We start from the raw sequence: 25,529 nt of genomic DNA, 5'->3' as shown, positions 1-25,529 counted from the left end.
TTAATTTAAATTAAGCTCTATGGAAACCTTTTCATTTTTTGATTTATTTTTAAATAAAGATTTAAAAGTTTTGTCAAACCATTTAATCCTAATTGGAATAAAGATAAAATAAGAAATTAAAAAAGAACCAATTCCAATCAAACTTCCCGCAACAACATCGCCAATAAAGTGTTGAGATAAATAAACTCTAGAATACGCAACTAGACAGGCAATAAAAGCAAAAATGATCTGATAATATTTCTTTTTATAGATATAGGCTAAAAACAAAAAAATTGCAAATGCAGTTGTAGAATGACCCGATGGGAAAGAGTTGTTAGTTCTTAAAACAACTCCTTCAACATAATGAAGTTGTTCTGGACTAAAAAATTTAGAGGGTCTTAGTTGATTAACAAAAATTACTTTTTTCATTAATTGACATACCAATCCAGACAATAAGAAAGAAGATAAACCGATGAAAAAGAATCTAAATTTAACTAAAAAGAATAAAATAAATAAAATTAAAACTGCAAATAATCCATCTCCAACATTTGTAAAATATTTGAAGAAAATATCCTGGTAAATAGAATTATATTGATTAATAATTAAATGAAAGTTTAGTTTTCCATAAGTAAATACTCCAAAAAGTGCAATACTTATAAAAAGTAAACAAACTATAAAATAATATTTTAAATCAATAATTAATTTTTGCATTACTAATGTAAATCAAGGGGAATTTGTTAACAATTATATAGCTGGAAACAAATATTATATTAATACTACAAAAATAATTGAATAGAATTTGCTAAAGTAAATTTAATATTATCATACTATTAAATAAAAAAAATATTTGTGTTGAAAAATTATTTTTTAATCAATTTAATGTAAATAGATAATAATAATTTTAAAAAAAATACTTTCAATCAAGATTTTAAATTTTATCTTTGCTAATCATACAAAATAATAAATGCACATACCCTATGGAATATTTAGATTTTGAGCTTCCAATAAAAGAACTAGAAGAACAACTTGACAAATGTGAGATCATCGGTCAAGAATCAGATGTTGATGTTTCTGGAACTTGTAAACAAATTGCAAAAAAATTAGAAGATACTAAACGCGATATATATAAAAACCTAACTGCTTGGCAACGCGTTCAATTGTCTCGTCACCCAAACCGACCTTATACTATGGACCATGTTAACGCTTTGTGCGGAGACACTTTCCTTGAAATGTTTGGCGATAGAAATTTCAAAGACGATAAAGCCATGATCGGCGGATTAGGAAAAATTGGTGGCCAGTCTTTTATGATTGTTGGTCAGCAAAAAGGTTATAATACCAAAACGCGTCAATACCGTAACTTTGGTATGGCAAATCCTGAAGGTTATAGAAAAGCATTGCGTTTAATGAAAATGGCCGAAAAATTTGGAGTTCCTGTAGTGACTCTAATTGATACTCCAGGTGCTTATCCAGGTTTAGAAGCTGAAGAACGCGGACAAGGAGAAGCAATTGCTAGAAATATTCTTGAAATGATGCGTTTAAAAGTGCCTATTATTTCCGTTATTGTTGGTGAAGGTGCTTCAGGTGGAGCATTAGGAATTGGTGTTGGAGATAAAGTATATATGTTAGAAAATACTTGGTACTCTGTAATTTCTCCAGAGTCATGTTCTTCAATTCTTTGGAAAAGCTGGGAATATAAAGAACAAGCGGCTGATGCATTAAAACTGACTTCTGCCGACATGAAAAAACAAAATCTAGTTGACGATATTATCCCTGAACCTCTTGGAGGAGCTCATTATGACCGTGAAACTACGTTTAAAACAGTTGAAAAATACATCTTGAAAGGATACAATGAACTAAAAGACTTATCAACAACTGAATTAGTAGCCAAAAGAATGGACAAATACAGCAAGATGGGCGAATTTAAAGAATAAACTGGATAAAACCACTAGAAAATCCGAAGCCTTATAGTTTCGGATTTTTTTTTACTTATAAACAAAAAATAGTTAGTTATCAACAAATAATAGTAATAACTCCTTATGGATTTTTTTTATTTTTTTGGTAAATTCGCTCAATGGAAAAATCTCTCAACATCAACCCTGTAAAAGTAGAAAAAACTACTATTATCAATTTAGAAAAAGGCAAACTCCCACCACAAGCTCTAGAATTAGAAGAAGCGGTATTGGGAGCGATGATGATTGATAAAAAAGGGGTTGACGAAGTAATTGATATATTACAACCAGAGGCGTTCTATAAAGATGCGCACAAATATATTTTTGAAGCTATATTTCAGTTGTTCACCGATTCTCAACCTGTCGATTTATTGACGGTTTCTGCGCAACTTAGAAAAAGTGGCAAATTAGAAATTGCTGGTGGAGATTATTATCTGATCCAACTTACGCAAAAAATATCTTCATCGGCACACATTGAATTTCACTCTAGAATTATTTTACAAAAATTCATTCAACGTAGCTTAATCAAAATATCCTCAGAGATAATCGAAGATTCCTATGATGAATCTACCGATGTATTTGATTTATTAGACAAAGCAGAATCAAAATTATACGATATCACGCAGGGAAATATCAAACGAAGTTCTGAAACGGCTCAAAGTTTGGTAATTCAAGCGAAAAAGAGAATTGAAGAAATTGCAGGAAAAGAAGGTTTAAGCGGAATTGCAACTGGATTTGATAGTCTAGATAAAGTGACATCTGGATGGCAACCAAGTGATTTAATTATCATTGCTGCAAGACCAGGTATGGGAAAAACCGCATTCGTACTTTCTATGGCCAGAAATGTAGCTATAGATTATGGGCATCCTGTTGCGCTATTTTCACTTGAAATGTCATCTGTACAATTAATTACTAGATTGATTTCTTCAGAAACAGGACTTTCGTCTGAAAAATTGAGAACAGGAAAATTAGAAAAACACGAATGGGAACAATTGAGCATCAAGGTGAAGAATTTAGAGAAAGCGCCTTTGTTCATTGACGATACCCCTTCCCTATCCATTTTCGATTTAAGAGCAAAATCTAGACGTTTGGCTTCACAACATGGAATCAAATTAATTATTGTGGATTACCTTCAATTAATGACTGCAGGAGGAAATAACGGTAAAGGATCCGGAAATAGAGAGCAAGAAATATCAACTATTTCAAGAAACTTAAAAGCCTTGGCAAAAGAGTTAGGAGTACCAGTAATTGCACTTTCGCAATTGTCACGTGCGGTAGAAACACGTCCAGGACACAAACGACCTCTACTTTCCGACCTTAGAGAATCAGGTGCAATTGAGCAAGATGCCGATATTGTATCGTTTATTTATCGTCCAGAATACTACAAATTAGACGAATGGGATGATGAAGGAAATTCACCAACTCATGGTCAAGCCGAATTTATTATCGCTAAACACCGAAATGGTAGTTTGGAAAACGTGAAATTGAAATTTATTGGAAGCTTAGGAAAATTTGATAATTTGGAAACCTACAGCGGTACATTTGATGATTTACCTTCAAAAATGAACCATGACGACAATCCATTTCAAACAAAGAATTTACCAACGCCAAATGAAGCCTTTGGAAGTAATTTAAACGATTACGAAGAGGAAGACGATAGCGAAGTGCCGTTTTAATTAAACTCCTTTTAAACCATCAATTAATAAATCGATGTCGTTTTTAGTGTTATAATGGCTAAAGGAAACTCTAAGACTTGGTTTTTTCAAATCTTCATCAGATAAAAATTCAGCTAATACATGCGATGGTTTTGCGCTTCCTGATTGGCAAGCACTTCCGCGAGAAACTGCAATACCTTTAATATCCAAACCAAATAAAATCATTGCCGATTTGTCTTCAGAAAAGGGTAAAATTATATTCAATACATTATAAAATCCATCTTTGGAACCGTTGATTTTGAAATCTGGGAATTCATTTTCTAAACGCTCAATAAGATAATTCTTTAATTCTAGAATTCCTTTTCTTTCCTCATTTAAGTTGGCTAAAGCCAATTCAACTGCTTTTGCCATTCCAGCAATTTGGTGAACCGCTTCAGTTCCTGGACGCAACCCTTTTTCTTGTTCACCTCCGTAAATTAAAGGTTGCAACCCTGAATTTTTTCTAATAAATGCGAATCCAATTCCTTTTGGTCCATGAAATTTATGCGCAGCTGCAACTATAAAATCAACTGGGGTATTTTGTAAATCCAATTCTGTTTTTGCAACAGATTGAACCGTGTCTGAATGAAACAAAGCGTTATTTTGTTGGCAAATTCTTGCTACTAAATCAATATCTAAAACGGCTCCAACCTCATTGTTTACATGCATCAAACTCACTAAGGTTTTCCCATTTTGCGAAAGCAATTCTACTAAATTATTAATGTCAATACTTCCATCTTTTTTAATCGCAACGTAATCAACTTGTATTCCAAATTCTTTTTGCAATGCTTCAATAGTATGCAAAACGGCATGGTGTTCAATTTTAGAAGTAATAATTCTTTTAACTTCTAAATCTTTTACACACGAACGAAGAATAATATTGTTGGACTCTGTTCCGCCAGAAGTAAAAATAATTTCCTGAGCGTTGCAATTCAACTCTTTAGCAATAGCTTTTCTAGAAAGCTCTATTATGTTTTTTGCATTTCTACCAAAACTATGTGTAGAAGAAGGATTTCCAAAATCGTTTGACATTACTTCTACCATTTCACGAATTACTTCTTCGCGAATTTGTGTGGTAGCTGCATTATCTAAATATACTTTATTCATGGGATTATAAACTTTATTGATAAATTACAGAAAAAAAACTTTATCAATTTTGGGTACAAAAATAGGAAATCAATTCAATGTGGAATAGCTTTTACAATAAATAAATTGAGTTATAAAAAATTGATTATGGAAACTGCAGTATACCTGCAAATAAAATTATATTTTTGTGACAAATATTGTATCATGAAAAAATTAATTACTTTACTCGTATGTGCTTTTATTTTCAATGGTTGTGATGACGGGGAAATAGCATTAGACACTTTTAATTTTGATTCAGCAGCACCTATTAATAGTTGCACTACCAATAACGGATTGTTTTTTAAAGTAAAAAATAATGAAGCTCTAATTTTAAAAACGCCAATTTCAACATTTGCAAATACTGTAACTCCTGCAAATACTCCAAGAACTATAGTAATTAATAGTACTAATCAGGTTATTTATAGATTGTTCAACTCAATTATAAGTAGCTCTTATTTTTGTGGAACATTGCCTCCTGCAACTCCAGCAGTTGTTGACGAATGGTTTGCTTCAGATGGCATCGCGGGAACTAGCGGTCTAATTCAAGTAACAACGACTCAAATAATAAATCCGACCACAAATGCTTTAACAGGTTACAACCATTACGTGGTATTTAAAAATATCACATTTTCAAATGGTATAAATACTTTTACTTATGAAAATTATGTTTATGGTAACTTTGTAACTGCTCTTTAAAACAATAAATGATTATTTTACATTCTGCTTTATAAATACTTCGGTTGCTCCTAAACCGTATTTCTGATAATTGGCTTCTTGAAAAAAAACTTGGTCGTATCTTCCCAACAGAAAATCAAGTTCTGCTTTCAAAACACCCTCCCCAACTCCATGAATAAAAACGATTTTTGGAATGCGATTTCTGATTGCAAATTCGAGGTGTCTTTTTGCCGTATCTGTTTGTAATGTGAGAATGTCATAATTGCTCATTCCTCTGAAATTTGGAACCAATTTTTCAATGTGTAAATCAAATTCTGGAGCAGGAATTTCGTTCTTATTTTTCTTAACTTTTACAAAACTTCGAGGTTTTGGCTCTTCTTTTTCAATTTTTATTTTACTTGAATTAAAACTTCCTATATTTTTACTTAAAATACTGGTATCGTTTACTTTAATTAATTCATTGACAAAAAATGTCATCGTAAATCCATCGGTAGTTTCGATTGTAATTTCCTTATTGTTTAGAGAAATAACAACACCATTAATATCGTCATCTAGTACTGAAACCTTGTCTCCTATGCTAAACATCCTCTTCTTCTTTTTCTTGATTTTTACTTGGTACTTTGGCGCTTAATTTCATCATTCCAATCATAAAAACTACAATAGAAATCACTTGAATATAGACGTTTTTTTTCTCCAAACTTTGCTCATAAAAAGCAATAATTATTGCAATTATCATTATTGGAAGTAAGACTTTTTTCATAGTATTTGATTTAATAATTCAAAAGTAAGTAACTTTGAAATAATAACAAGCAATAACTATATTGAATATATTATTAAATTGCAGCTCAAAATTACTAAGGATTGGATGTAGAAAAATATATGTTTCCTTGCATGAATAAATCGCTTTTTGGGGTCGATTGCATTGGCTGTGGCACACAAAGATCGCTGCTTTATTTAATTAATGGCGAGTTTACTAAAGCATTTTATCAATTTCCGGCTATTTACACTACTATTCTACTTTTTATTTTTATTGGGTTACACGTAGTTAATAAGAAACGAGACTATCAAAAAATAATAATCGGATTAGTGATAATTAATGCAATAATTATGATTATTTCCTATATTTACAAAATAACAAATATCTAATAATTACTTCTATGGAAAAAAGAAATCTACCCAACGGAACCGCAGTTCTAGTTTTAGGAATTTTATCAATTGTAACCTGCTGTTGTTACGGCTTTATTGGTTTAACCTTAGGTATTATTGCAGTGGTTTTGGCCAACAAAGATTTGAAATTATATAAAGAAAGTCCTGAATTGTATTTGAATTATAAAAATTTGAATGTTGGTAGAATATTAGGAATTGTAGGAATCGTACTAAGCGCATTGACTTTACTTGCGTTTGTTTATTTATATTCTCTTGGACCAGAAAAATTATTAGAATTCCAAAAGAATTTAGAAGCGAAAGCAAAATACCAACAAGAACAAGAACAATAGTTGTTATATAAAAAACCCTCTAGTTAGAGGGTTTTTATTTATCTATCAAATTGCTTTAGCGTTTTGATTATAATGTCCACACAATCTAATAATTGTTCCTCGTTAATTACCAAAGGTGGTGCAAAACGAATGATGTTTCCATGTGTTGGTTTAGCCAATAATCCGTTGTCACGCAAAGCCATACAGATATTCCAAGCGGTATCGCTTTCTTCTGTGTCGTTTATTACTATTGCGTTTAACAAACCGCGACCACGAACCAATATCGCTACATTTGAGGTTGAAATATATTCATTTAATTTACTTCTGAACAGCTTTCCTAAAACACGGGCATTCTTAATTAAATGTTCTTCATTAACTACTTTAAGAGCAGCAACTGCAACAGCAGCAGCAATTGGGTTACCACCAAAAGTAGATCCGTGCTGGCCTGGCTTAATCACCTTCATAATGGAATTATTTGCCAAAACAGCCGAAACTGGATAAGCTCCGCCTGACAACGCTTTTCCTAAAATCAGAATATCCGGAGTAGCATAAGTACTTTGTTTTTCACATTTATTTTCGCAAGCACAATTGCCACAAACTGCAAGTAACGATCCCGTTCTTGCGATACCAGTTTGAATTTCATCTGCTATAAACAAAACATTGTATTTATTACAAAGTTCTTTTGCTTTAAGCATATAATCGTCTGAGGGAGTATAAACACCGGCTTCACCTTGAATTGGTTCAACCAAGAATCCCGCGATGGAATCTGAGGATTTAAGTATGATTTCTAATGCATCAATGTCGTTGTAAGGTATTTTAATAAATCCTTCGGTGTAGGGACCAAAATTCTTTCTTGCATTTTCATCATTTGAAAAAGAAATTATTGTAGTTGTTCTTCCGTGAAAATTTCCGTCACAAACAATAATTTGAGCTTTTTGTTCTTGAATTCCTTTAACTTCATAAGCCCATTTTCTACAAAGCTTTAAAGCCGTTTCAACAGCCTCAGCTCCTGTATTCATTGGTAACACCTTGTCAAATCCAAAGTAATTTGTAATATATTCTTCAAACAAACCCAATTGGTCGTTGTAAAATGCACGCGAAGTTAAAGTAAGTTTTTGAGCTTGATTGATTAACGCTCCTACAATTTTTGGATGACAATGACCTTGATTTACAGCAGAATAAGCAGATAAAAAATCATAATAACGCTTTCCTTCTACATCCCAAACATAAACTCCTTCCCCTCTATTTAATACCACTGGAAGCGGGTGGTAATTGTGCGCACCAAATTCATTTTCTAATCCGATTAATCCCTCGGTATTTATTTTTTCTAAAACTGACATTTCAAAATATTTAAATTTTTAAAAACTCAATTCCTTCTTATGGAGAGAAATCATCCCGATTAAAATTAGTTAAAAAGTCTAAACAACTTCACCCTCCCAATTCATTATTCCTCCCAATAAATTATAAGCATTTTCAAACCCTAATTGACTCATAATAGAACATGCTTGACCACTTCTACCTCCCGATCTACAATATACATAATAGTTTTTCGATTTGTCTAACTCTTCGATTGCATATATAAATCCTTGTCCTTTGTAAATATCTATATTTATTGCTCCAGGAATTATTCCTTCGCTAAATTCGTCTTCGGTTCTAACATCTAAAATAACGGCATTTGCATCGTCTTTTAGCTGATCTCTCCATACATCTTGCTCTAAATTCATTGGTATTAATTAATTGTAATTTATAAAATAATTTAAAGCGAATATATTAATAATTCATCACATTTAAAATTAGAACTTATTAAATAAATTCAGCCTTAAATTAATTAACAAAATAATAACAACAGAATTTAATTGAGTACAACAAATTGTTATACATTTGTACCTACAAATTTTGTAGTTACAAATATGAAAATTGAAGAAGTAGTAAAATCAAATGTAGTATTAGGATTGTCTCAAAAGGCGGTTTTAAATATTATTTATACTCAAAATAATATCAATGAACGTTTGATTGAGGTGCTTAAACCATATGATTTATCTAACGAACAATACAATGTATTACGAATATTAAGAGGCCAAAAGGGAAATCCTGCAAACATGTGTGTGATTCAAGAACGAATGCTTGCTAAAACTAGCAACACCACTCGATTAGTAGACAAATTGCTTTTAAAAGAATTGGTAACCAGAAAAGTTTGTAAAGAGAATAGAAGAAAAATCGAAGTATTAATCACTGAAAAAGGATTGGCTATTTTAAAAGAATTAGATCCTAAAGTAAATGATTATGAAAATAATTTCGTAGCCAATTTAACCACAAGTGAATTGGAAAAATTAAATGAACTTTTAGAAAAAATTAGGACTAAATAACAAATAACAAACACAAAATTATGAGTACTTTCATTGAAAATCAAAACTGGCGCTACGCAACGAAAAAATTCGACGCTACCAAAAAAATCTCGACTGATGATTTAAACTTACTTAAAGAAGCGATCCGACTAAGTACTTCATCCTATGGATTACAACTTTACAAAGTGTTTATAATTGAAAACCCAGAACTAAGAGCAAAATTACTTCCTGCTGCCTATGGGCAATCACAAATTGTAGATGCTTCACAAGTGATTGTGTTTGCAAATCAAACCACTGTAACTGATGCTGATATAGATACCTACATTAAAAATATTAGCGAAACTAGAGGTATTCCTGTTGAATCTTTATCTGGATTCGGAGATTATATGAAAGGAAATATCAATCCAATCCCAGTAGAACAAAAAGCGATTTGGACGGCAAAACAAACTTACTTAGCTTTGGGGAATCTACTTAATGCTGCAGCGGAATTGAAAATTGACGTAACACCGATGGAAGGATTTAATGCAAAACAAGTTAATGAAATTTTAGGATTGGACGCACTAAGCCTAAATGCAGCTGTAATTGCAACGATTGGTTACCGTCATGAAGAGGACGCTACCCAACATTACAAAAAAGTAAGAAAATCAAACGAGGATTTATTTATCACACTATAATTATTAACTAAAATCAAATTTAAAAAATGAAAAATTTAAAGACAATCGCAATTGCATTATTAGTAGCCTTTGGAACTGTAAATGCACAAACAAAAAAAGTTGACGCTGCTAAAAGTACTATCTCTTGGGTAGGAAAAAAAGTAACAGGACAACATGAAGGAACAGTTAATCTTAAAGAAGGAAACTTGATTTTCAAAGGAAAAAAAGTAGTTGGTGGAAACTTTACTGTTGACATGACTTCTATGACAACAACTGATTTAAAAGCGGGTCAAGGTAAAGAAAAATTAGACGGTCACTTGAAATCAGAAGATTTCTTCGGTACGGAGAAATTCCAAACTGCAACTTTAGTTTTCAAATCTATTGGTGAAAAAAGCGCTGGAGTTTATTCAGTAACTGCTGATTTAACTATTAAAGGAGTGACTAATTCAGTGAATTTTGAACTTGTTGCTTCAGCAAATACTGCTACTGCAAAATTAAACATCGATAGAACTAAATTTGGAATTAAATACGGTTCTAAATCATTGGCTGATACTATTGCAGATAGAGCAATTGATGATGAATTTGAATTATCTGTAGCTTTAAAATTCTAATTTCATAAAAATATTAAAATTAAAGCCCTAGCAAATGTTAGGGCTTTTTTTTAGGTCTAATAATTTAAAAAATCCTAAATTGCATTGCCTAATTTAATTACCGAAATTCGCATACTAAAGAAATGAAAAAAATTATAATCATCGATAATTACGATAGTTTTACCTACAATTTGGTTCACTATTTTGAAGATCTAAATGCGGATGTTACTGTATTTAGAAACGACGAATTTGATATTGATGAATTACAAAAATTTGATAAAATCGTACTTTCCCCTGGTCCAGGCGTTCCAAAAGAAGCCGGATTACTTCTTGAAGTCGTTAGAACCTATGCGAAAACAAAAAGCATTCTCGGTATTTGTTTAGGGCAACAAGCTATTGCCGAAGTATTTGGCGGAAGCTTAATCAACTTAGAAAAAGTACATCATGGTGTTTCAAGCACCATTTCAATAATTGCGCCAGACGATCCTATTTTTCAAAATTTAGAACCTGAGATTGAAGTTGGAAGATACCATTCTTGGGTAGTAAATCCAGTTGATTTCCCTGATGTTTTGGAAATTACTTCTGTTGATGCCAACAATCAGATTATGTCTTTAAGACATCGGAATTTAGATGTTCGCGGGGTTCAATTTCATCCTGAAAGTCTGTTAACTCCAAATGGAAAGCAGATTTTAGAAAATTGGTTGAAACTATAAATTCTATGACTTTTCACCACAAAAAAAATATTTTACCACAAAAGAAGCAGAAGAAAAAAGCAATAGACACAATAGAAAAAATTTAGAACTAAAACTTAGTGAGTCTTAACTTACTTTGATCTTTTTTTATTCTTTGTTTCTTTTGAGGTTTAATTTTACCTAGTAAAAACTAGTTTTGTTTCACTCGATAAATTAGCATCAAAAGCGTAACCCTCATAGTTAAACCCTTTGATATCTTCAATAGATTGAGCATTGGTATCTATAATATAACGCACCATTAATCCCCTAGCCTTCTTTGCAAAGAAACTAATCATGGTGAGTTTTCCGTCTTTGTAATCCTTAAATTCTGGCGTGATTACATTTGCTTTAAGCGATTTAATATCAACTGCTGAAAAATATTCATTACTAGCTAAATTCAATAAAAACTCTCCTTTTGAAAGTGATTGATTTAACGCTTTAGTAATCTTTGTTTTCCAAAATGCATATAAATTTTTGGATTCACCAATAGCAATTGAAGTTCCCATTTCCAATCGGTAAGGCTGAATTAAATCCAGCGGTTTCAATAAGCCATACAACCCGGAGAGGATGAATAATCGGCTTTGTAAATCTTCCATTTTACCCTCTGGAATCGAATAAGCATCAACGCCTGAATAAACTTCTCCATCAAATGCATAAATTGCAGGACGTGAATTATCAGGAGTGAATGGGGTTTTCCAACTTTGGTTGCGCTCCCAATTCAATTCTGCCAATTTATCCGAAATATCCATCAGTTTAGATAAATCTTTAGGTTTCAATTTCTTCAATTCTTTATGAACTTGTCGCGCCTCTTTTAAAAAAGAAGCTTCAGAAAAAGTCTGAGTTGGTAATTCAGATTCGAAATTTAAGGACTTAGCCGGAGATATTACAATTTTCATAGTAGTCAATTATTGAAACTCAAAATTACAAATAACAAAATAAGATTGCTAATTCTTTACCATAGTATTTTTCTATAATTATATAATTTCAGTACATTTGTAACTGTAAACCAATTTTATCAAAAATGAAAAAAATAGTAGTATTAGCACTTTTAATTAGTAGTTTTAGTTTTGCTCAAGACAAAATTAAACTTACACGAAACATTGAACAAAAAAGAACAATAAGTCTTGGATTTAGTAATTCAGAACCTAGTGCCTTTGAATTAACTAGTGAAAAAAAACACCTTTTAAAAAATTTTTTTGGTAACAACCATTCAAGAATATTAAAATTAGGCTATGGAAAAACTACTGTAAATATCGGTGGCGAAAATTATAATGGAACAGGAATAGTATTGTCTTCAGGCTCTAGAACCTATTTAAAGAAAGAAAGTTGGAATGATTTTTATTACCAAAACAGTTTGGAATTTGGTTACATCCGTTTTAGTGAAGAAAATTATTCAGGAACCTACAAATACATTTCCTTTTTTAATCCAGAATTAGGTTACAAATGGCAAGTTTCTAAAGAGTTAAGTATAGATCCTTCAATGGGTTGCCTTTGGAAAATAGAATGGCGCGGTACTGAAAATGTTGACAACCGGTCTTTTTCTAGCCTAGTACCCAGAATTGGAATTAGAGTAGGATATAGTTTTTAATAAAAAAGGGGTTCAAATTGAACCCCTTATATATTATTCCTCTTCCAGCACTTCGTGTGACTTTGAGTAGTTTCTCCACTTTTCAATACAATCCTGCATGTCTTGAGGTAACTCAGTATCAAAACGCATCATTTCGCCAGTAGTTGGATGAACAAATCCAAGTGTTTTAGCGTGTAAAGCCTGTCGTGGTAATATCTTAAAACAATTGTCGATAAACTGCTTGTATTTTGTAAATGTAGTACCCTTCAAAATTAAATCACCACCATAACGAGCATCATTAAAAAGTGGGTGACCAATGTGTTTCATGTGCACCCGAATTTGGTGTGTACGTCCCGTTTCTAAAATACAAGAAACTAACGTTACATACCCAAAACGCTCCAAAACCTTGTAATGGGTAACCGCAGGTTTTCCAATGGTAGGATCTTCAAAAACCGCCATTTGCATTCGGTCTTTCACGTGTCGTGCTATATTTCCTTCAATGGTACCTTCATCTTCTTTTATCGTTCCCCAAACTATTGCAATGTATTCTCTTTCAGTAGTTTTAGCTTCAAATTGCTTTGCCAAATGTGTCATTGCTGCTTCGGTTTTGGCTATTACAAGAAGACCTGTTGTGTCTTTGTCAATTCGATGAACTAGTCCCGGGCGTTCGCTAGAATTCATCGGCAAGTTCTCAAAATGATACGCTAAGGCATTCACTAAAGTACCCGTATAATTTCCATGTCCAGGGTGAACAACAAAATCTGCGGGTTTATTAATTAGCAATAAAGCCTCGTCTTCATAAACAATATTTAGAGGAATATTCTCAGGATCGACACGATTTTCAAAAGGTGGGTGCGATAACATGATCCGAACCACATCAAATGGTTTCACGCGGTAATTGGATTTCACCGGAATATCATTCACATAAATATCGCCCGCAGAAGCCGCATTTTGAATTTTATTTCGAGTGGCATTGGGAATCAAATTCATTAAAAATTTGTCAATTCGCAACAGCAATTGCCCTTTAGGAACGTCAAATCTAAAATGCTCAAATAACTCCTCTTCTATTTCCTCAATGTCGGTGTTGTTACTGTTCATCTGGAGGGGTTTCAGCACTTATACTGTCAATTTCTTCTTCAAACACTCCACTTCCATCACCTATAACCAAATCGATTTTGGAAGACTTAAAGATTTTATCACCAGGATTTAGTTTCTTACCGTTACAATGCATTTCTAAAACCACTTCTGCAAAATCTGGTTTGTAGGTAATTTCTCCTGGTTCAAGCCCCAATGATTTAAGTGTTGGAACCGCCTGACGATATGTTTTTTGGATTAAATTCGGAATTCTAACCATGTTGAACCCCGATGAATTTATTTTGATATAAATCTTTCTATTCACCTTCACTTTTGCACCCGGCAAAGGATCTTGCTCCACCACAGTGTGCTTTGGAAAGGCAGGATTAAAATCGACACTGTCTAAAAGTACATAGTCCAAATCTAAATCATCAACCGTTTCTTCCACTTGCTCTTCCGTCATTTTAGCCAAATTAGGAACGGTAATTTCATTCCCATGATCTGTTGTAAACGTTAACCAATGCATGAATAAATAGCCCAAAACAAATACGATTAATAAGGCTACAAAAACTTGAACCGCAAAAACTTTACTCTTTAGATAATCTTTTAAACTCATAATCTTCGATTTATTGCAAAGATATAAAAATTGTAAAGGTAATTCGTTTGAAAAAAAATGATATTTTTGTTAATTGTTAGGAGCTATTTCCTGCCATCATTCCAATCCACGCAAAAAAGCGTGGGATTTTCCCTTCTGTCAGGGCTAGGGCATTTGAAGTACTATAAAAATTAAAGATTAAAAATGAAGAATATTGCAATCATCATGGGAGGCTATTCTAGCGAATACAAAATTTCGTTAGTGAGTGGAAACGTAGTGTATAACTTTTTAGACCAAACGAAATTTAAGGGTTATCGCATTCATATTTTCAAAGAAAAATGGGTTTATGTTGATGCTAATGATGCCGAATTTCCAATTGATAAAAACGATTTTTCGACTACCGTAAATGGAACAAAAATTACCTTTGATGCCGTATTCAACGCCATTCACGGTACTCCAGGAGAAGACGGATTAATGCAAGCCTATTTCGAATTATTGGGAATACCACAAACTTCTTGCGATTATTACCAAGCAGCACTTACCTTCAACAAGCGTGATTTATTATCGGTATTAAAACCCTACGGAATAAAAACCGCAACTTCCTTTTATCTTAATAAAGGAGATCTTATAGACACTACCGAAATTGTGAATAAAGTAGGATTGCCTTGTTTTGTAAAACCAAATAAATCGGGATCTAGCTTTGGGATTTCCAAAGTAAAAACGGCTTCCGAATTGCCTATTGCTATTGAAGTAGCCTATAAAGAAGATAACGAAATTATTATTGAAAGTTTCCTTGACGGAACAGAAGTTTCTGTGGGAGTGATCAATTACCAAGGAAAAATTACCGTTTTACCTATTACCGAAATAGTTTCCGAAAATGACTTCTTCGATTATGAAGCCAAGTATTTAGGAAAATCTCAGGAAATTACACCGGCAAGAATTTCTGATGAAATGACCCAAAAAGCAGGAGAAATTGCCAAACGAGCTTACGAAGTTTTAAAAATGAAAGGCTTCTCAAGAAGCGAATTCATTATTGTAAACGGAGAACCACATATGCTAGAAATGAATACTATTCCTGGTTTAACCACCGAAAGTTTAATTCCACAACAAGCCAAAGCAGCTGGAATTTCATTGGAAGATTTATTCACCAACGCAATTGAATTGGCGTTAAGCTAATTAAAATCTTAATTTCATTCTTTAATATATTAATATTTGAATCTTTAAATGTTTGAATCAATTTAAAACTTATGAAAAAAGCCGTTTTTCCGGGATCATTTGACCCTTTAACTTTAGGACACGAAGACATTATAAAAAGAGCCATTCCATTGTTTCATGAAATTGTGATCGCTATTGGGGTGAATGCTGAAAAAAAATACATGTTTTCGTTGGCAGAACGCAAGAAATTTATTGAGGAAACTTTTAAAAACGAACCTAAAGTTTCGGTGATCACTTATGAAGGTTTGACCATCGATTTATGTTCAAAAATCAAGGCCAACTATATTCTTCGTGGCTTGAGAAACCCAGCCGACTTTGAATTTGAAAAAGCCATTGCCCACACCAACAGGAAACTCTCCAAAATAGAAACTGTATTTTTATTAACGGCAGCGAAAACATCCTATATCAGTTCCAGCATTGTTCGGGACGTGATACGAAATGGCGGCGAATATGAGAAACTTGTTCCAGACGCAGTTCGAGTAAAAGAGTAAAACTAGAATCGAATTACTATTTGCGGAAGCATTATAATAACTGTACATTCGCAGCCTAAAATTAATTTATGGAAAGAGCATTAAACAAACGCAGTGAATCAAAATGTGAATTGTGTGCAGCAACAGAAAACTTAAAAGTATTCACGGTGTTACCCACCAAAAAAGGCGGATTGGACGAAAATATATTGGCGTGCAAAACGTGTATTGACCAAATTGAAAACCCAGGAAACGAAGATTTAAACCATTGGCGTTGTTTGAACGACAGCATGTGGAACGAAAATGTAGCTGTTAAAGTGGTGGCTTGGAGAATGTTAAGCCGTTTGCGTGCAGCGGGTTGGCCAAAAGAATTATTGGATATGATGTATCTTGACGACGACACGTTGGCCTGGGCACAAGCAACCGGCGAAGGTGAAGACGACGAAAATAAAATAGTTCACCGAGATGTGAATGGAGTTATTTTGGCTACCGGAGATTCGGTAGTGTTAATCAAAGATTTGAAAGTTAAAGGTTCGAGCATGGTTGCTAAACAAGGCACCTCAGTGAGAAATATCCGTTTGGACCACGAAAATGCCGAATATATAGAAGGCCGTGTAGACGGACAAACGATTGTGATTATCACACAATATGTGAAGAAGATATAAGAATTCAATGATTGAAAGATGTGAATTACTTTTCGTAAGAAATTTTATCTTTAACAGAAAATAATCGGTTCCGTACTTCGCAACTGCGTGAAGCGGCAGAACGTTGTGCGTCATTCTACAAAAACTACACTAAATTAAAATAATTTATCAAAACAATTAAAATACTAAAAAATGAAAAATTTAATTATTGTATTATCAACTTTATTTATTCTTTCATCTTGTTCAAAGGATGACGATATTCAATTTACAGAGCCAAAGTTAATAGTAAAATTAGTGTTAAACGAAAATCAAGAAAGATTAGGGAATAATGGTAGTCCTGTATCTTTACCATTAGGAAATGCTGGACAAAACCCAATATTTAACGGAATTTCTGCTCATTATTTAGAATTAGCACAAGGACCATATACCCTTTTAGGAAGTGGAACAATAGTATATCATGCACCAGAAACGACATTAGGAGGCGAAAATGCAATTGATTTTTCAAAATCTATCGTTAAAAAATCTAATGAAGTTTATCTTGAAATTCCTTTAAAAAACATTGCAGTTGGCGAATATGAATGGGTTCGTTTATCTTTATCCTACCAAAATTATGATGTTCAATTTTATTATAATAACCTTCCTTATACTGGCACAATTGCAAGTTTTGTAGGATTTAATAATTATATCACCACTTATAAAGTAAAAAATCAAAATGTAACCGTAAATACTAATAAAAAACAAGGATATTGGGGTTTTGAATCTATTTCAGGTGTTCAAACAGGGCAAATCCCAGAAGGAGCGACAACTGTTCCTAATCCATTATTTGCTACCTCACCCATACCCGCAGGTTCGTGTGTAGTAACAGGGAAATTTGCTAATAATTTGATTATCAATAATAATGAAACCAAAAACATTGAAATAACAATGAATTTATCTATTAACAAAAGCTTTGAATGGATAGATGTGAACGGAAACGGCAAATGGGATGTAGATGCAAATTCAGGAGAAAATGTTGTAGATATGGGGTTACGTGGATTGATTCCCACTTGGGAAAGAAAATAGGTAATAAAAGTTGAATGAAATTAAAATTGACAGCAATAAAATTAATATTACAATTTTAGAATGTGTGTTTTTATGAACTTAAGAATAAACAGGTTGGATTTAAACAGCTAATTTTGCCATACAGAATATGAAGAACGAACGCACAACAGCAGTTACAAGAAATTGCTAGGAATGGGATTTATCAGAATTGGTAATTGTTGAATCAAAGTTTTGTCTATATTTGTAATTGACAGTGATTGAAGTACGCAACTTCTTGTAGCTGCATACCGTTAGCCGTCAGTTTGGACCAAAAACTGCACAGAAGGAAATATAAAAAAATCGAAATTGAAACATTGAGTATAACGTTATGAAATTTAAACTTTTAAAAATAGTCTTTGCAATATTTACAATTTCAAATTTATCTTTTGGACAATCTAAATCACCGTTTTTAATTAATAACGAATTATTTGAGTTACCAGGAAAATGGAAACATATTGGGAAAATTGAAAATTCTGCACAATGGGGTTTTGCAAATGAGAAGTTAAAACTTACTTTGCTTATAAATGTAAGAAAAACAGAAAATTTTGAATTTTACAACAAAGAATTTTCCGAATTTGAATTTTTAAATAAATTTTATATCTGGGAAACCGAATTTTGGGGAAAAGATGACCAAAATATAGAAATAGAAAAAATTGAAACAAACGAACAAGAAAAATATATAATTTGGAGGTTAAAAGTTATTGATAAAAATACTGAAAATTTTATTTTTAGCGGAATAAGAAATGATAAATTAATTGGAATAAGTTTGTCTGACAATAATAAAAAAAAGCCGAAAAGCAGAACCGAAAAAATCGAATTTTTAAAGAATATTTACTTTAAAAAATAAAAACATCCGCTAACAGCCGTTTCAAGAAATGGCGAAAAATTTGCAAAATTCACATTTTTCTTTTGCAAGAATTTTTATCTTAGTGGAAAATATGCCGTTACGAAGTTCGCCACTTCATGAAGCGGCGGAACGTAGGCGTCACTTTGTCGCGGCGCACAGAAAAACATAAATAAAATAGAAATTTTTTGTTCGAATACCATAAATTGGTATATTTGCTATAAACTTTAAATTATGGCACGAAATACATCAATATTAATTGGAGAATATTATGAGAATTTTATAAACGGACAAATCGCAACAGGAAAATATAGTTCTGTAAGTGAAGTTGTTAGAACTGCATTGCGACATTTTGAAGAAGAAGAAATTCAAAAAAAATCTTTAATCAGCGAATTAGAAATTGGAGAGAAAAGCAAAAAAATAAAAGATTTCAACAGAAATGAAAATTTAGCAATGCTGAATAAAAACTTCCAAAAATAATGGCAGAATATATTATCAGTGAAAAAGCTCTTGAAGATTTAAATAATATTTGGATTTATACGGCAGAAAATTGGTCTGTTGAACAAGCAAACAGATATTACAATTTAATTGTTGATGAAATAGAATATGTTTCGGAAAATTTTGGAACAACAAAAGATTTTGGAAACGTTAGAAAAGATTATAAATATTCAAAAGTGAAATCACATTTATTGTTTTACAAGAAAACTGAAAATACAGAAATGGAAGTTGTTAGAATTTTACACGAAAGAATGGATATAAAAAATAGAATAAGCGAATAAACAGAAAACCGAACCGCTAACAGCAGTTTATATCAATTATTTCGTTCGTTCGCTTCGCTCTGGCGCGAGTTTCTTACAAATTACTTTCCGAGTTAAATTTCCGAACTATTTTCTTTAACATTTCTTTCCTGGCAACCGAAGCACTTTTCACTTTAGCCTTTGCTTTATGCAATTTATCGTTGTGCTTTTTTATATTTTTTTCAGTATTTCTGCTCACAATATTCTATATTTTATTGAAACTCTCGTTTTATTTCTTCAAGTGATTTCTCTGTATAAACCAATTCTAAAATGATTTTTTTTCTTAATTCGTTGATATCATCATAATCGAAATACTTAGCCCAGGAGGTTAAGCTCATTAAGTTGCGAATTTGCTTGAGCTTTTTTGCTGTTTCAAAACTTGTTCGAAGTATCGCTTTATGGTCAAATTCAGGGGCATTTTTATGTTGGTAGTTAACCGTATTATTCGTGAAATCAGGTTGAATAAAATACAATTTATCAATTGAATTATCTGGGTAAAAAGATTCCCAAGGAGCATAACCCCATTTGTATTTTGAATCGGTGGTAATATCTGACGAAACCAATCTCCATTTACTATTTGCCAAACGACCCCAATGGTTTGAAAGTCGGAACATTCCTTGTTTTGTAAAATAGTAACTACTCCCCGACTTACTTATATAATCAAACTTTTTATTGGTAAAATTTGGCGGTAAAATTTCTTTAAAAACACAAAAAGTATTTTTAAAAAACCCAGCTGGTAATTGAAATTTATCGTCCATTTTCAAATATAGTAAATTGAAAACAAATTAATTGATAATTAGCTTTTTAGTAGTTGAAAGCGTAGGAGAAGTGATTTTAAGTAAGTATATTCCAGAAGGCAAATTAAGATCTACTTGCGATTCATTAGAAACTAAATAACTACTAATTTTTGCACCTGAAATAGTATAAATTTCTAAATTACTCAATTGATCTAAGCCAGCAATAACAATTTGATTCTTAGCTGGATTGGGATAAATATTGGGCGACTTTTGAGCGAAATCGGTTGTTGAAAGTGCCGCGTTCCAGGTGGAATTCGTTAAATTTCCAAATACATAATTAACCAATGCAGGGTAATCAATAAAAGGATTTCTATTCATTTGCCAATTGTAAATTACATTGTTTCTATTCATTTCAAAATCGTCAGCAGGATCTAGAGTATTCCATGCCAATAATGTTGCTAAATCTCCTATTTGACCTGTTGGCGAACTTGCAGGATCACCATTAACGACATTCAAACTAGTGTATCGTATTGCCATATAAAAAATCGCACGGGCAACATCCCCTCTCCAACTTCCTATATTCCCTGATGGTCCGTTATAATCAACACCGTAATTTCTATTATTTCTGGTACTATTTTCTTGACCACCAACCGCGCGAAGATGATGCGTATCGTCGTGACTCGCTTCAATATCAGAACTTCCAGTGGTTAAACGCCAATTATTTATACCGTCAGGAATGCTATTTGGAACAAAAGCTGATGGAATTCCAAGTCTTGATTGGCAATAAATATGTTCTCTATTCCATTTGCCAATTATACTATTATCGGTTTGATAATCAATTTTAGAAATCGGTTGTTCGTCATAAATCATCCATACTTGACCGCTATTTTCTGGATTTTGATCGGCATCTCTAAGTACGGCATATGCATCACCATAATTTTGAACTCGAACACTATTAGGATTTGCAATAATGTCTTGAATTGCTTGGCGCAAATTATTTCCCGACTTACCTTCCAATGTACTATAATAACCTGCTGGAATAGCTCTAGGACACAATCCATAGGTTGGACGAACTGGTGTTCCCCATGGTTGGACAACAAAATTAATATCGTTTACTCTAATGGAAATATTATTGTTTAATAAAATATATTCACTTGGAACAGCACCGATAGAAATTTTCATATTTTCGTCACCTTCATTATTTCCATCATTTAAAATCTGAATTGTAGTTGATATAGAATTTGATCCAACAGGGATTGAAACATTCAAATTACCTGAAAAATCATTTGAATTAAAACTTCCGTTACTCAAAGTCATTGTCAAATTTAATGTACTTAAAACAGGTGTGTCCGTGGTAAACGTTATTGTATAGTTTTGACCTTCAGTAATTGAATTTGAAGCAAATGATATCGCAATTCCATTATAAATTATTCCGGTTCCATCATTATTTGCTCTTGGGGTTGGTAATTTAACTTCGTAGGTTCCATCTGTTTTACGCTGGATAGACTGAGTTGAGGCCAAACCATTACTATTCTCATTATAAGAAACAATTTCTCCAAATATTGACATTAGGGTTGAAGCAGCAGTCGAGCCGCTATTACTATAGGTCAATGCATCTATTAGATTAGTTGCGATTGCAGGAGTACTTAACGGAAAATCGGATGCATTTCCTAAATATATGGCTACGGCATCTGGGCCATTTTGAATTGTATTTTGTGGGATAATAAACGAAGCTGAAGGGGTTACCTGTGCATTACCGAGTAATATTATTCCATTTCCATCAGTAACCAAACCATCTAAATCGATAGCATAATAACTAGAAATTCCTGAATAAGGACTACTGCTTCCCGCATTAAAAAAAACAACAACATATCCATCTAAAGGAAAATTGGGGACAGTTGACTTTAATTCAATAAATTCCTTTACATCCGTTGAGTTGGTATCAGGATCTATTTCATTAATTACTATTTGTGCATTTGAAAAAATACACCATAGTAGTGTAACAAAAAAAAGAATTTTATTGCGCATTTTGGAAATTTTAGTACTCAAAGGTACTTATAAATTTCTTTAATGCTATTTAAGTTTATTTTTTTTTATTTAAATAAAAAAGAGCTCTCAGGTGAGAGCTCTTTTCATAAAAAATAGTTTTAATCTTTTATCTTTTCAATGAGAAGTGCGAACGGAATGCTCTCCTCTCACCTGTTTGAGGTTCTGAATAATCAACAGTAAACCAGTAATCTGTTGACATTAATGGTTCGCCATTATAGGTTCCATCCCAACCCTCACCTGTAGGACTTATTTGTTTAATTAATTTACCATATCTATCGAAGATGTATACTTTTGCAGTATCTCCTAAACCTATAATATTCCATGTCTCGTGGTATCCATCACCATTTGGAGTAAAATAAGTTGGATATCCAATAATTGATACTAATTTGGTTAAATTGGTACATCCATTTGCATCTGTTACAGTGACAACATGTGAACCTGGAGACACATCTGTAAATACATTTGATGATTGTGTTGGACCATTATCTAACGAATATAAAAATGTAGCATTTCCTCCAGTAACATCAACAGTAATTGTAGCATTATCGCTAAATGCTAATGTTTCTGTTGTGCTAATAACTGTTCCCGGGAACGATGCTGTAACATTAGCTTGAGTTACTGCCGATTTACAACCTGTAGCAGTATTTGTTACAACAACTGAATAGGTTCCAGCTTGTGATGCTTCATAGCTATTATTTACTGCTCCATTTATCACAACACCATTGAAATACCAAGCAAAATCATAGGTAGCATTACTTAAATTAGTATCTAAAATATAATTTTTATAGGACACTCCGGTAGCTTGATTCACACAAATTACCCCATCATTTATTTGAGGTGCTGGTGCTGGGTTAACATTTACTGTAATATTTAAAGGAATTCCTGAACAACCATTGGCAGTTGGAGTCACCGTATAAATTGCAGTTCCTAAATTTGGTGATGCTGTCAATACATCATTAATTACAACTCCAGTACCAGCTTGTGCTCCTGAAACATTTAAAGCATTTACTGTCCATGCAAATGTAGTAGCAGCAATACTAGGGAACAATGTTATATTTGGAGTTTCTCCACTACATATCGTTGATGTTGAAGATCCAAAAACTTCTGGCGTTGGATTAACTATGACCGTAACAGTTATTGGTAACCCCGAACATCCATTAATTGATGGAGTGATCGTATAAATCACAGATCCAGGAGAAGTTCCAACTGTGGTTAATGTTTGAGCAATTGTATTACCAGTACCTGAAGAAGCACCAAATATTCCTGATTGTATTACTGTCCATGAGAAAGTAGTACCCGCAACCGAACTTGTTAATGCTATGTTGGTTGTAGACGAAGAACAAATAGTAGTAAGAGCAGTATTAGCCGTTGCAACTGGAATTGGGTTAACTCTAACGGTTACTAACATTGGTAATCCCGGACATCCTCCAACAGTTGGTGTTATTGAATATATTGCTCCACCAACATTGTTACTTGTTGATGTTAAAACTTGTGAAATTATATTTCCAGAACCATTGCTTGCACCAGTTACATTTGTTTGAACTACGTTCCAATTGAATGTTGTTCCAGTAACATTACTTGTCAATTGAATTGGTGAAACACTCCCTGAACAAACCGATTGTAATATAGTTGATGGAATCACTAATGGAATAGGATTTACAGTTATTGTTATTGGTGTAGCAGGCCCTTGACATACTCCTTCATTTGCCATTACAGAATAAGTAACAGTTCCTGGAACTACTCCCGTAGCTGTTAGAATTTGAGAAATAATCGATCCGTTTCCTGCAGTTGCTCCAATAACACCTGATTGAGTTATAGTCCAATTATAAGTTGCTGAAGCTACATTGCTTGATAGAGAAATACCTGTTGGTTGACCAGAACAAATTGTTGGTGAAGAAACAACTGTATTAACCAATGGAACAGGAATCACAGCTACTACTACTGAACCTGATTGCGATTGACTACAAGATGGAATACCTGCAGATCGAACACTAACCAATTGATAAGTCGTTGTTGCTGTTAAATTACCTGTAGAAACTATCCCCTGTCCAACATTATCAAGAATTGTAGTTTGATTTGCACCTCCATTAACAGTATAAGTAACTGTTGCATTTGGAGTTCCTGAAAAACTAATAGTACTTGAAGTATTATAACATATTCTAGCATTACCAGATATTGTTGCAGTTGGTAATGGATTAACGGTTACAGTTGCAGTTATTGGTAATCCAGTACATCCGCTTCCAGTTGGAGTAATTGTATAGACCACTATTCCAGGTGTATTGCCTGTTACTGTCAAAGCGTCAGCAATTCTAGTTCCAGATGCTGATGAAGCTCCTGATGCATTTGTTACTGTTGAAGTCCATACATAGGTAGCTCCAATTGCGTTGCTACTTATTGCAATATTAGTTGTATCCAATGAACAAATTGTAACTGCAGATGGTGTAGCTGTTGCAACAGGAATTGGGTTAATAATAATATTTGCTGTAGCTACAACCTGTGTACATCCTGCAGCGGCAGCTATTGTATAAGTAATAGTGTGGTTTCCTGGGGTGCTTGTACTTGGTGTTACAGCTCCAGTAGTAGCATCAATAGTCAATCCTGCTGTTCCACTATAAACCCCTCCAGTGTAGCCTGCTGTTCCTGTTAAAGTAACCGCTTGACCGGTAGTTAAGGTAGTACAGAATGGGGTTCCTGCGTAAGATATAGCAGCTGTTGGTAATGCCGTTATAACCACATTAGTGGTTGTTGGTACTGAAGCACAACCTGCACTTGCTGGTGCTGTGTAAGTTACTACATAGTTTCCTGCAGTACTTGTACTTGGTGTGATCGCTCCTGTGGTAGCATCAACTGATAAACCAGCAGTTGAGCTGTAGGCTCCTCCTGTATATGCATCCGTTCCTGTTAATGTAACCGCCTGTCCTGTTGTTAAGCTTGTACAGAATGGGGTTCCAGCGTATGATATAGTAGCTGTTGGTGCTTTTGTAATAATAATATTTGCAGTAGCTACAACCTGAGCACATCCTGCAGCGGCAACTATTGTATAAGTAATAGTGTGGTTTCCTGGGGTGCTTGTACTTGGTGTTACAGCTCCAGTAGTAGCATCAATAGTCAATCCTACTGTTCCACTATAAACCCCTCCAGTGTAGCCTGCTGTTCCTGTTAAAGTAACCGCTTGACCGGTAGTTAAGGTAGTACAGAATGGGGTTCCTGCGTAAGATATAGCAGCTGTTGGTAATGCCGTTAT

At 33.2% G+C, this 25,529-nt stretch carries 30 protein-coding genes; 17 read left to right on the top strand and 13 right to left on the bottom strand.

Annotation, left to right across the window (positions count from 1 at the left end):
- Nucleotides 1-690: a phosphatase PAP2 family protein gene (locus tag AC9UFV_RS05115; protein ID WP_509573474.1), complete on the bottom strand. Its 690-nt coding sequence runs from the start codon at nt 688-690 to the stop codon at nt 1-3.
- Between the two features lie 266 nt (nt 691-956).
- Here AC9UFV_RS05115 and AC9UFV_RS05110 point away from each other — a divergent pair, with 266 nt between their 5' ends.
- Both AC9UFV_RS05110 and dnaB read left to right on the top strand, forming a co-directional pair.
- Nucleotides 957-1,910, top strand: a complete 954-nt coding sequence (locus tag AC9UFV_RS05110) for an acetyl-CoA carboxylase carboxyltransferase subunit alpha (RefSeq protein ID WP_509573471.1) — start codon at nt 957-959, stop codon at nt 1,908-1,910.
- A gap of 140 nt (nt 1,911-2,050) precedes the next feature.
- Nucleotides 2,051-3,604 (top strand): replicative DNA helicase, encoded by a 1,554-nt coding sequence (dnaB, locus tag AC9UFV_RS05105; protein WP_509573468.1) that lies wholly within the window; start codon nt 2,051-2,053, stop codon nt 3,602-3,604.
- Here dnaB and AC9UFV_RS05100 read toward each other — a convergent pair whose 3' ends face one another.
- Entirely contained in the window at nt 3,605-4,729 is a 1,125-nt protein-coding gene (locus AC9UFV_RS05100; protein ID WP_509573465.1) for a cysteine desulfurase family protein, read from the bottom strand.
- A 183-nt stretch (nt 4,730-4,912) separates the two neighbouring features.
- Here AC9UFV_RS05100 and AC9UFV_RS05095 point away from each other — a divergent pair, with 183 nt between their 5' ends.
- Nucleotides 4,913-5,443 (top strand): hypothetical protein, encoded by a 531-nt coding sequence (locus AC9UFV_RS05095; RefSeq protein WP_509573462.1) that lies wholly within the window; start codon nt 4,913-4,915, stop codon nt 5,441-5,443.
- Nucleotides 5,444-5,455: 12 nt separating this feature from the next.
- Here AC9UFV_RS05095 and AC9UFV_RS05090 read toward each other — a convergent pair whose 3' ends face one another.
- Both AC9UFV_RS05090 and AC9UFV_RS05085 read right to left on the bottom strand, forming a co-directional pair.
- Entirely contained in the window at nt 5,456-6,007 is a 552-nt protein-coding gene (locus AC9UFV_RS05090; protein ID WP_509573459.1) for a DUF8465 domain-containing protein, read from the bottom strand.
- A complete protein-coding gene (locus AC9UFV_RS05085; RefSeq protein ID WP_509573456.1) occupies nt 6,000-6,182 on the bottom strand; it encodes a hypothetical protein in 183 nt (60 codons plus the stop codon). Before AC9UFV_RS05085 ends, AC9UFV_RS05090 begins: the two co-directional genes overlap by 8 nt.
- 119 nt (nt 6,183-6,301) lie before the next feature.
- On the opposite strand from AC9UFV_RS05085, the gene AC9UFV_RS05080 reads away from it, so the two are divergent.
- Both AC9UFV_RS05080 and AC9UFV_RS05075 read left to right on the top strand, forming a co-directional pair.
- A complete protein-coding gene (locus AC9UFV_RS05080) occupies nt 6,302-6,568 on the top strand; it encodes a DUF2752 domain-containing protein (protein WP_509573526.1) in 267 nt (88 codons plus the stop codon).
- A gap of 11 nt (nt 6,569-6,579) precedes the next feature.
- On the top strand, nt 6,580-6,918 hold the full coding sequence (locus AC9UFV_RS05075; protein WP_509573454.1) for a CCC motif membrane protein: 339 nt from the start codon (nt 6,580-6,582) through the stop codon (nt 6,916-6,918).
- Nucleotides 6,919-6,956: 38 nt separating this feature from the next.
- Here AC9UFV_RS05075 and rocD read toward each other — a convergent pair whose 3' ends face one another.
- Nucleotides 6,957-8,237, bottom strand: a complete 1,281-nt coding sequence (gene rocD / locus AC9UFV_RS05070) for an ornithine--oxo-acid transaminase (protein WP_509573451.1) — start codon at nt 8,235-8,237, stop codon at nt 6,957-6,959.
- A 78-nt stretch (nt 8,238-8,315) separates the two neighbouring features.
- A complete protein-coding gene (locus AC9UFV_RS05065; protein WP_509573448.1) occupies nt 8,316-8,621 on the bottom strand; it encodes a rhodanese-like domain-containing protein in 306 nt (101 codons plus the stop codon).
- Between the two features lie 186 nt (nt 8,622-8,807).
- Between AC9UFV_RS05065 and AC9UFV_RS05060 the strand changes: the two genes are divergently transcribed.
- The 4 genes from AC9UFV_RS05060 (at nt 8,808) to AC9UFV_RS05045 (ending at nt 11,198) form a co-directional block, all read left to right on the top strand.
- Nucleotides 8,808-9,263, top strand: a complete 456-nt coding sequence (locus AC9UFV_RS05060) for a MarR family winged helix-turn-helix transcriptional regulator (RefSeq protein ID WP_509573524.1) — start codon at nt 8,808-8,810, stop codon at nt 9,261-9,263.
- Nucleotides 9,264-9,283: 20 nt separating this feature from the next.
- Entirely contained in the window at nt 9,284-9,916 is a 633-nt protein-coding gene (locus tag AC9UFV_RS05055; RefSeq protein WP_509573445.1) for an NAD(P)H-dependent oxidoreductase, read from the top strand.
- A 26-nt stretch (nt 9,917-9,942) separates the two neighbouring features.
- Nucleotides 9,943-10,506 carry a YceI family protein gene (locus AC9UFV_RS05050; RefSeq protein WP_509573442.1) on the top strand — a complete coding sequence of 188 codons (564 nt, stop codon included), beginning with the start codon at nt 9,943-9,945 and terminating at the stop codon, nt 10,504-10,506.
- A 122-nt stretch (nt 10,507-10,628) separates the two neighbouring features.
- Nucleotides 10,629-11,198, top strand: a complete 570-nt coding sequence (locus AC9UFV_RS05045) for an anthranilate synthase component II (protein ID WP_509573439.1) — start codon at nt 10,629-10,631, stop codon at nt 11,196-11,198.
- Nucleotides 11,199-11,353: 155 nt separating this feature from the next.
- Here the strand turns inward: AC9UFV_RS05045 and yaaA are convergent, their stop codons facing one another.
- Complete coding sequence (gene yaaA, locus AC9UFV_RS05040) at nt 11,354-12,112, bottom strand: peroxide stress protein YaaA (protein ID WP_509573436.1); 759 nt, start codon at nt 12,110-12,112, stop codon at nt 11,354-11,356.
- Nucleotides 12,113-12,237: 125 nt separating this feature from the next.
- Between yaaA and AC9UFV_RS05035 the strand changes: the two genes are divergently transcribed.
- Nucleotides 12,238-12,804 carry an autotransporter outer membrane beta-barrel domain-containing protein gene (locus AC9UFV_RS05035; protein WP_509573433.1) on the top strand — a complete coding sequence of 189 codons (567 nt, stop codon included), beginning with the start codon at nt 12,238-12,240 and terminating at the stop codon, nt 12,802-12,804.
- A 33-nt stretch (nt 12,805-12,837) separates the two neighbouring features.
- Here AC9UFV_RS05035 and AC9UFV_RS05030 read toward each other — a convergent pair whose 3' ends face one another.
- On the bottom strand, nt 12,838-13,881 hold the full coding sequence (locus tag AC9UFV_RS05030) for an RluA family pseudouridine synthase (protein ID WP_509573431.1): 1,044 nt from the start codon (nt 13,879-13,881) through the stop codon (nt 12,838-12,840).
- Nucleotides 13,871-14,473 carry a PASTA domain-containing protein gene (locus AC9UFV_RS05025; RefSeq protein ID WP_509573429.1) on the bottom strand — a complete coding sequence of 201 codons (603 nt, stop codon included), beginning with the start codon at nt 14,471-14,473 and terminating at the stop codon, nt 13,871-13,873. The genes AC9UFV_RS05030 and AC9UFV_RS05025 overlap by 11 nt, the downstream gene beginning before the upstream one ends.
- Nucleotides 14,474-14,656: 183 nt before the next feature.
- Here AC9UFV_RS05025 and AC9UFV_RS05020 point away from each other — a divergent pair, with 183 nt between their 5' ends.
- The 5 genes from AC9UFV_RS05020 (at nt 14,657) to AC9UFV_RS05000 (ending at nt 18,705) form a co-directional block, all read left to right on the top strand.
- A complete protein-coding gene (locus AC9UFV_RS05020; RefSeq protein WP_509573427.1) occupies nt 14,657-15,628 on the top strand; it encodes a D-alanine--D-alanine ligase in 972 nt (323 codons plus the stop codon).
- Between the two features lie 71 nt (nt 15,629-15,699).
- Nucleotides 15,700-16,158 carry a pantetheine-phosphate adenylyltransferase gene (gene coaD, locus AC9UFV_RS05015; RefSeq protein WP_509573425.1) on the top strand — a complete coding sequence of 153 codons (459 nt, stop codon included), beginning with the start codon at nt 15,700-15,702 and terminating at the stop codon, nt 16,156-16,158.
- A 68-nt stretch (nt 16,159-16,226) separates the two neighbouring features.
- The gene (locus AC9UFV_RS05010; protein ID WP_509573424.1) at nt 16,227-16,799 is read left to right on the top strand and encodes a PhnA domain-containing protein; all 573 of its coding nucleotides are present in this window, start codon (nt 16,227-16,229) and stop codon (nt 16,797-16,799) included.
- A gap of 171 nt (nt 16,800-16,970) precedes the next feature.
- On the top strand, nt 16,971-17,840 hold the full coding sequence (locus tag AC9UFV_RS05005; protein ID WP_509573422.1) for a hypothetical protein: 870 nt from the start codon (nt 16,971-16,973) through the stop codon (nt 17,838-17,840).
- A gap of 346 nt (nt 17,841-18,186) precedes the next feature.
- On the top strand, nt 18,187-18,705 hold the full coding sequence (locus AC9UFV_RS05000) for a hypothetical protein (RefSeq protein ID WP_509573420.1): 519 nt from the start codon (nt 18,187-18,189) through the stop codon (nt 18,703-18,705).
- A 74-nt stretch (nt 18,706-18,779) separates the two neighbouring features.
- On the opposite strand, the gene AC9UFV_RS04995 is transcribed toward AC9UFV_RS05000, so the two are convergent.
- Nucleotides 18,780-18,905, bottom strand: coding sequence for a hypothetical protein (locus tag AC9UFV_RS04995; RefSeq protein WP_509573418.1), 126 nt, complete (start codon nt 18,903-18,905; stop codon nt 18,780-18,782).
- 31 nt (nt 18,906-18,936) lie between these two features.
- Here AC9UFV_RS04995 and AC9UFV_RS04990 point away from each other — a divergent pair, with 31 nt between their 5' ends.
- Both AC9UFV_RS04990 and AC9UFV_RS04985 read left to right on the top strand, forming a co-directional pair.
- A complete protein-coding gene (locus AC9UFV_RS04990) occupies nt 18,937-19,182 on the top strand; it encodes a type II toxin-antitoxin system ParD family antitoxin (protein ID WP_396138725.1) in 246 nt (81 codons plus the stop codon).
- Entirely contained in the window at nt 19,182-19,481 is a 300-nt protein-coding gene (locus AC9UFV_RS04985; protein WP_396138726.1) for a type II toxin-antitoxin system RelE/ParE family toxin, read from the top strand. The genes AC9UFV_RS04990 and AC9UFV_RS04985 overlap by 1 nt, the downstream gene beginning before the upstream one ends.
- 230 nt (nt 19,482-19,711) lie before the next feature.
- Here AC9UFV_RS04985 and AC9UFV_RS04980 read toward each other — a convergent pair whose 3' ends face one another.
- From AC9UFV_RS04980 to AC9UFV_RS04970, 3 genes are all read right to left on the bottom strand, one after another.
- Entirely contained in the window at nt 19,712-20,257 is a 546-nt protein-coding gene (locus tag AC9UFV_RS04980) for a hypothetical protein (protein ID WP_509573415.1), read from the bottom strand.
- Nucleotides 20,258-20,284: 27 nt separating this feature from the next.
- On the bottom strand, nt 20,285-22,264 hold the full coding sequence (locus tag AC9UFV_RS04975; protein ID WP_509573413.1) for an endonuclease: 1,980 nt from the start codon (nt 22,262-22,264) through the stop codon (nt 20,285-20,287).
- Between the two features lie 127 nt (nt 22,265-22,391).
- A partial coding sequence (locus AC9UFV_RS04970; protein WP_509573411.1) for a PKD-like domain-containing protein occupies nt 22,392-25,529 on the bottom strand: 3,138 nt, incomplete at its 5' end.

It is taken from the genome of Flavobacterium sp. (assembly GCF_044349645.1).
Taxonomy (GTDB): domain Bacteria; phylum Bacteroidota; class Bacteroidia; order Flavobacteriales; family Flavobacteriaceae; genus Flavobacterium.
Note: the sequence above shows the minus strand (reverse complement) of the source record. Positions and strands in the feature narration are given on the sequence as shown.